Here is a 2,099-nt window from a genome sequence, read left to right on the forward strand (position 1 = left end):
CCGCGCCGGCCCGGGGCCGGCGGCCCCCCCCCCCCCCCGGGGGGGGGGCCCCCCCCCCCCCCCCCCCCCCCCCCCCCCCACGGTGGCGCATGGCGAGGTTCACCTCGGCGCGGACCTCGATCCACCGGGGTCGCGGTGCTCCGCGTAAGGTGATCCACCCGGCTCCGGACGGAGCGGGCGGACACGGGGACCGGGCGGCCGAGCCACCCGACGCGGTCCGCCGCCGACCGAGCAGGTCGGTGCGACCCGGAGCGGAGGGGCTCGCGCCGACGCGCGGGGGCCGGGCGGAACAGCTCGTCACGCCTTGCGCCGCCAGCAAGCCGAAGCCGGGGGGAATCCCCAGGACAGGGAACACAGGACATGTCCGAGACCACGTTGCTGCTCGGCGGCCGGATCCATTCGCCCGCCGATGCCGACGCCACCGCGATGGCCGTCATCGATGGCACCATCGCCTGGGTCGGTTCCGACAGGGTCGGCCGTGCACTGCATCCCGAGGCGGAGGTCGTCGAGCTCGGCGGGGCGTTCGTCGCCCCCGCGTTCGTCGACGCGCACGTGCACGCCACCTCGTCCGGTCTGCTGATCAACGGCCTGGACCTGACCGGCTGCGCTTCGCTGACCGAATTCCTGCACGCGCTGCGCGACCACGTCGAGGAACATCCGGGCGCGCTGGTCTGGGGCCACGGCTGGGACGAGACCTGGTGGCCGGAGCGCCGCCCGCCGTCCCGCGCGGAGATCGACAACGCCTGCGGCGGCGCGCCCGTCTACCTGTCCCGGATCGACGTGCACTCGGCGCTGGTCTCCAGCGCGCTGATCGAGCGCGCCCCGCTGGCCAAGGACACCGAGGGCTGGAGCCCGGACGGGCCGCTGACCCGCGTCTCGCACCACCACGCGCGCAGCGCCGCCCGCGAATCGCTGGGCCTGGCGCAGCGCCGGGAGGCGCAGCTGGCGTTCCTGCGGCACGCGGCGTCCTGCGGGGTGGCGGCCGTGCACGAGTGCGCGGGCCCGGACATCTCCGGCGCGGACGACCTGCGGGACCTGCTGGAGCTGTCGGCTCGCGGGGACGTGCCGGAGGTCGTCGGCTACTGGGGCGAGCTGGGTGCCCTGGAGACCGCGCGGGAGCTCGGCGTGCGCGGGCTGGGCGGCGACCTGTTCGTCGACGGCGCGGTCGGTTCGCGCACCGCGGCGCTCGGCGCGCCCTACGCGGACGATCCGACGACCTCGGGCGTGCTGTACCTGGACGCCGAGGCCGTCGCCGAGCACCTCGTCGACTGCACCCGGCAGGGCCTGCAGGCCGGGTTCCACGTGATAGGGGACGCCGGGGTCGCCGAGGCCTGCGAAGGCTTCCGCCGCGCGGCGAAGGTGCTCGGCGTGCCCGCGCTGGCGAGCATGCGGCACCGGCTGGAGCACCTGGAGATGGTGACCGCCGAGCAGGCCGCGGAACTCGGCGCCTTCGGCGTGGTCGCCTCGGTGCAGCCGCAGTTCGACGCCGCCTGGGGCGGGCCGTCGGACATGTACGCGAGGCGGCTCGGCGTGCCGCGCGGGACGCGGCTGAACCCGTTCTCGGCGTTGGCGGCGAACGGCATCGTGCTCGCCTTCGGTTCGGACGCGCCGGTGACGCCGGTGGACCCGTGGGCGGCGGTGCGGGCCGCGGTGCACCACCGCACGGACGGGTTCGGCATCTCGCCGCGCGCCGCGTTCACCGCGCACACCCGCGGCGGCTGGCGGGCCGCCGGGGTGGACGACGGGGTGACGGGCGCGCTGGTGCCGGGTGCTCCGGCGACCTACGCGGTGTGGGAGACGGGCGATCTCGTCGTCACCGCACCGGATTCGCGGGTGCAGCGCTGGTCGACGGATCCGCGCGCGGGCGTGCCGCCGCTGCCGGACCTGAGCCCGGGCGCGCCGCTGCCGCGTTGCCAGCGCACCGTGCTGCGCGGCAGGACCCTCTACGTCCGGGACCCGGACGAGGAGGACTGAGCTCCACCGGGCTCCCGTCGCGGGGGCCGGGGGGACGGCGACGCACCCGGGGAGGGGAGGCGCCACGGACGGCGCCGGGGCCCCCAAATGAAAAACAACCCCCGGGCACACCCGTTGGGGGTCAG

General features: G+C 76.6%; 1 protein-coding gene. It reads left to right on the forward strand.

Features of this window, described 5'->3' with window-relative positions; genetic code table 11:
• The first annotated feature begins 360 nt into the window (after positions 1-360).
• Positions 361-1,974: an amidohydrolase gene (locus LCD35_RS26655; RefSeq protein WP_224967620.1), complete on the forward strand. Its 1,614-nt coding sequence runs from the start codon at positions 361-363 to the stop codon at positions 1,972-1,974.
• Positions 1,975-2,099: the final 125 nt, after the last annotated feature.

Source organism: Saccharopolyspora sp. 6V (assembly GCF_020176785.1).
Classification (GTDB): domain Bacteria; phylum Actinomycetota; class Actinomycetes; order Mycobacteriales; family Pseudonocardiaceae; genus Saccharopolyspora_C; species Saccharopolyspora_C gregorii.

What these genes read in the sequence shown, in the direction of transcription:
- LCD35_RS26655 (WP_224967620.1), top strand. Translation starts at nt 361, where the DNA reads ATGTCCGAGACCACGTTGCTGCTCGGCGGCCGGATCCATTCGCCCGCC.